The organism is Streptomyces sp. NPDC055815 (genome assembly GCF_053616475.1).
Map to the genome: position 1 here is coordinate 1 of NZ_JBSHDU010000162.1, position 5,242 is coordinate 5,242.

2 protein-coding genes are annotated in these 5,242 nt (G+C 69.1%); both read left to right on the forward strand.

Going from position 1 to position 5,242, the window contains the following annotated elements:
* The first annotated feature begins 54 nt into the window (after positions 1 to 54).
* Entirely contained in the window at positions 55 to 3,570 is a 3,516-nt protein-coding gene (locus tag ACWGN5_RS41645; protein ID WP_453524202.1) for an amino acid adenylation domain-containing protein, read from the forward strand.
* On the forward strand, positions 3,570 to 5,242 hold a 1,673-nt coding region (locus tag ACWGN5_RS41650), incomplete at its 3' end, for a condensation domain-containing protein (RefSeq protein ID WP_453524205.1). The genes ACWGN5_RS41645 and ACWGN5_RS41650, both read left to right, overlap by 1 nt.

Here is a 5,242-nt window from a genome sequence, read left to right on the forward strand (position 1 = left end):
GCTCCGGACTACGCCGCAGCGGCGGGTGCGGGTGTCGGGCGGGGGCCGGCGACGGTGCAGGAGGAGATCCTGTGCCAGGCCTTCGCTCAGGTTCTGAACGTGCCCGTGGTCGGCGTCGACGACGACTTCTTCACCCTCGGTGGGCATTCGCTGCTGGCGGTGTCGCTGGTGGAGCTGCTGCGCGGTCGGGGTGTTGCGGTGTCGGTGCGGGCGTTGTTCCAGACGCCGACGCCGGCCGGTCTGGCGCGAGAGGCCGGACCGGACGCGGTCGTGGTGCCGGAGAACCGGATCCCGGCCGGTGCCGGGCGGATCACCCCGGACATGCTGCCGCTGGTCGACCTGAGCGGTGAGGAGGTCGAGCGGATCGTCGCGGCCGTCGACGGCGGCGCGGCCAACATCGCTGACATCTATCCGTTGGCGCCTCTGCAAGAAGGCCTGTTCTTCCACCACCTGCTGCAGGCAGACGGCGATGCGAACGGTTACGCGGCACCGGCCATCATCCAATTTGACTCGCGGCAGCGTCTGGACGCTTGCCTTCGAGCCCTCCAGCGGGTGGTGGACCGGCACGACATCTACCGCACGGCCTTCGTGTGGCAGGGGCTGAGCGAGCCGGTCCAGGTCGTGGCCCGTCACGCGAAACTGCCGGTCACCGAAGTCGCCCTCGACCCGCAAGGTTCCGATGCTGCCGAGCAGTTGATTGCAGCGACTGGGTCGGTGATGGACATCGGACGGGCTCCGCTGATCGATGTGCACATAGCCGCGGAACCTGACGGTCGTGGTCAGTGGCTCGCTGCGCTGCGCCTGCATCATCTGGTGCAGGACCGCACCGCTCAGGACGTGCTGCTGGAGGAGATGGACGCGTTCCTGTCGGGGCGGGAGGATGCGCTGCCCGAGCCGCTGCCGTTCCGCAACTTCGTGGCGCAGGCACGCCTCGGCGTCACCCGTGCGGAGCACGAGGCCTACTTCGCGGGCCTGCTCGGCGACGTGACCGAGACCACCGCCCCGTACGGCCTGCTCGATGTGCACGGTGACGGCAGCGGCGTGGTGCGCTCGCATCTGGGTGTCGAGGAGGAGCTCGGCCAGCGGGTGCGGGAGGTGGCCCGCTCTCTGGGGCTCAGCACGGCTTTGATGTTCCACCTGGCGTGGGCCCGGGTCCTCGCAACGGTCAGCGGCCGGGACGACGTGGTGTTCGGCACCGTGTTGCTCGGGCGGATGAACGCGGGTGCCGGCGCGGACCGGGTGCCGGGCCTGTTCATCAACACGCTCCCGGTGCGGGTACGGGTCGGTGCTGAGGGCGTGGGCCAGGCGCTGGAGAGCGTGCGAAATCAGCTGGCCGAACTCCTGGTGCACGAGCACGCGCCGCTGACCCTCGCCCAGCAGGCCAGCGGGATGCCGGGCGGCAGCCCGCTGTTCACCTCGATCTTCAACTACCGGCACAGCAGGCGCCCCGCCACCAAGGTCGGCCTGGAAGCAGAGACACCGTCCAAGGGCGTCAGGATGCTGCTCTCCCGTGACGCCACCAACTACCCCGTGGCCGTATCGGTCGACCATCGGGACTCCGGGTTCGGGTTGACCGTGGACGCGGTGGGCTCGGTGGACGGTCAGGCGCTCTGCCGTCTGCTGCACACCTGCCTGGACAACCTCGTCACCACCCTGGAAGACCACCCCGACACCCCGCTGACGGCCGTCGACATCATCGGCGAGACCGAGCGGCAGCGGGTGTTGGTGGACTGGAACGACACGCCCGTCTCCCCTGTCGGGGAGTCGGTGTTGGGGATGTTCAGCGCGCAGGTGGCGCGGACGCCGGACGCGGTGGCGGTGGTCCAGGACGGTGTCGAGCTGTCCTACGCGGCCTTGGACGCTCGGGCGAATCGGCTGGCTCACTTCCTGCGGGCGCAGGGGGTGGGTGCGGAGTCGCTCGTCGGTCTGTGCCTGCCGCGCGGGGTGGAAACCCTGGTCGGGATGCTGGCGGTGTGGAAGGCAGGGGCTGGGTATCTGCCGGTGGACGTGGGTCAGCCCGCGGAGCGGATCGCGTTCATGCTGGGCGACAGCCGTGCGGTGCTGACGTTGACGACGGAGGAGATCCTGGAAGATCTCCCTGCGGGTCAGCATCGTCTCGTGGCGGTCGACGGAGCACTGGTGAAGGTGCGACTCGCTGAGCTCCCAGACAGCGCGCCTGACGTGGAGGGGTTGCCCGGTCAGGTGGCGTATGTGGTCTATACGTCGGGTTCGACGGGCCGGCCGAAGGGTGTGGCGGTTACCCAGGGTGGGTTGGCGAACTATGTGGGTTCAGTGCCGGCCCGGGTGGCGTTCGACAAGCCGGGTGGCGGGTTCGCGGTGTTGCAGGGCCAGGCGACGGATCTGGGCAACACGACCATCTTCGCCAGTCTCGTGTGCGGGGGTGTACTGCACTTCCTGAGCGAGGACGCGGTGACGGACCCGGCTCTGGTGCGGGAGTACGTGACCGGTCACGGGATCGAGGGTGTGAAGGCGGTGCCTTCCCATGTGGCGGCCTTGGGCGCTTCAGCCGTCGCCTCGGTGGGATCGCTGGTGCTCGGTGGCGAGGCGGCTTCCCCGGCTTTGGTCGCTGAGTTGCTGGCCGGTGGTGGGGAGGTGTTCAACCACTACGGTCCGACGGAGACCACCATCGGTGTCGCCACCGGTGCCCTGTCGGCGGAGGATGCGGCGGCCGGGGTGATTCCGGTGGGCCGACCGGTCGCGAACACCCGCTTCTACGTGCTCGATGAGCATCTGGCGCCGGTGCCGGTGGGCGTCGTGGGAGAGCTGTATGTGGCGGGCGCGCAGTTGGCGCGGGGCTATGTCGGACGGCCGGGCCTGACCGGTGAGCGGTTCGTGGCCTGCCCGTTCGGGTCCGGTGAGCGGATGTACCGGACCGGGGACCGCGCCCGGTGGAGTGCGGACGGCCGGCTGGTGTTTGCCGGTCGTGCCGATGATCAGGTGAAGGTGCGTGGTTTCCGGATCGAGCCGGCTGAGATCGAGGCGGTGCTGGCCACGCATGCGCAGCTCGGGCAGGTTGCGGTGCTCGCGCGGGAGGACGTCCCGGGTGACAAGCGCCTGGTCGCCTACGTCGTACCGGACGAGGTGAAGGACAACGCGTCCGATGGTCTCGTCCGTGACGTACGGGACTTCGCAGCCGCGCAGTTGCCGGAGTACATGGTGCCGTCTGCGGTGGTCGTCCTGAACGGACTGCCGTTGACGGCGAACGGAAAGCTGGACCGCAAGGCACTGCCCGATCCGGAGTACACGAGTGGTGGGGGCCGTGGTCCGGCGACGGAGCAGGAGGAGATCCTCTGCCGGGCGTTCGCCCGGGTCCTGGGCCTGGAGCGGGTCGGGGTGGACGACGACTTCTTCGCGCTCGGTGGGCATTCGCTGCTGGCGACCAGGCTGATCAGCGAAGTACGTGAAGAGCTGCGAACGGAGTTGCCGATCCGCGCGGTCTTCGACGCCCGGACGCCGGCCGGACTCGCGACCCGACTCGCACAGCAAGGTAATAGCCGTCAAAAAGCTAGGCCCGCGCTGCGGCCGATGCGCAGCCAGGAGGAGTCCTGATGATCCCGCTTTCGTTCTCCCAGCGTCGGCTCTGGTTTCTGGCACAGCTGGAGGGGCCGAGCACGACGTACACGAACCCCACCGTGCTGCGGTTCTCCGGCGCGCTCGACCGGGATGCGCTCGAGGCAGCGCTGCGGGATGTGCTGGGACGGCATGAGGTGCTGCGGACCGTGTTCCCGGCGTCCGATGGCGAGCCGTACCAGAGGATCGTTCCGGTCGGTGACACCGGGTTTGAACTGGCTGTCGTGGAGGTGGCTCCGGAGCAGCTGACCGAGACCGTTGAGCGCACCGCGCGCTACGCGTTCGACCTGGCCGCGGAGATCCCGCTGCGGGCCAGCCTGCTCGTCGTGGGCCCGGATGAGTACGTGCTGGTCGTGGTGGTGCACCACATCGCGTGGGATGCCTGGTCCGCCGGGCCGTTGGCGCGCGATGTGTCGGTGGCCTACGAGGCCCGTCGTGCCGGCCGGGAGCCCGGGTGGGAAGCGCTGCCGGTGCAGTACGCCGACTACGCCCTGTGGCAGCGGGAGCTGCTCGGCGACGAGGACGATCCGGACAGTGTGCTGGCACGCCAGGTGGCGTACTGGCGTGAGGCGCTGGACGGGGCCCCGGAAGAGCTGTCGCTTCCGACCGATCGGCCGCGACCGGCGGTGCGTTCCTATCGCGGACACCAGGCGGAGCTGGAGATCCCGGCCGCCGTGCACGAACGGCTGGTCGCGGTGGCGCACGAGCGAGGCATGAGCCTCTTCATGGTGCTGCAGGCGGCGCTCGCGGTGACGCTGTCCCGGCTCGGTGCCGGTACGGACATCCCGATCGGCGCGGCCATCGCCGGACGCACGGACAAGGCGCTGCACGATCTGGTCGGCTTCTTCGTCAACACGCTGGTCATCCGTACCGACCTCTCGGGCGACCCGACGCTGGCCGAGGTACTGGACCAGGTCCGGGAGACGAGCATCGGTGCGTTCGAGCACCAGGACGTGCCGTTCGAGCGGCTGGTGGAGGAGCTGGCCCCGGCGCGTTCCATGGCGCGGCATCCGCTGTTCCAGGTGATGCTGACCCTGCAGAACGCCGGTACCGCAAAGCTGGATCTGTCCGGCCTACGGGCTTCCCGCATGGCCGGGAGTGCTCCCGCGGCCAAATTCGACCTGGAGATCACCGCTAGCGAGCTCCATGGTGACGACGGAGCGCCCGCAGGTGTACGGGGTGTGATCACGGGGGCGGCCGATCTGTTCGATGCGGAGACGGCCGGCCAGCTTGCGAAGCGCTGGGTTCGTGTGGTGTCGGCCCTGGCTGAGGATCTGTCGGTGCGGGTGAGCGCCGTGGAGATTCTTGATGCGGTTGAACGACACCAACTCCTCGCGGAGTGGAACGACACGGCGGTGGCGGTCGAGGCGGCGACCGTGCCCGAGCTGTTCGCGGTGCAGGTGGCGCGGACGCCGGATGCGGTGGCGGTGGTGTGTGAGGGGGTGGAGCTTTCTTACGCTGACCTGGATGCCCGGGCGAATCGATTGGCGCGGCTGCTGGTTGCCGGCGGTGTGGGGCCGGAGAGTGTTGTCGGGTTGGCGTTGCCGCGTTCGGCTGATCTGGTGGTTTCCGTTCTGGCGGTGTTGAAGGCCGGTGCGGCGTATCTGCCGATCGATACGGAGTATCCGGCGGAGCGGATTGCGTTCCTGCT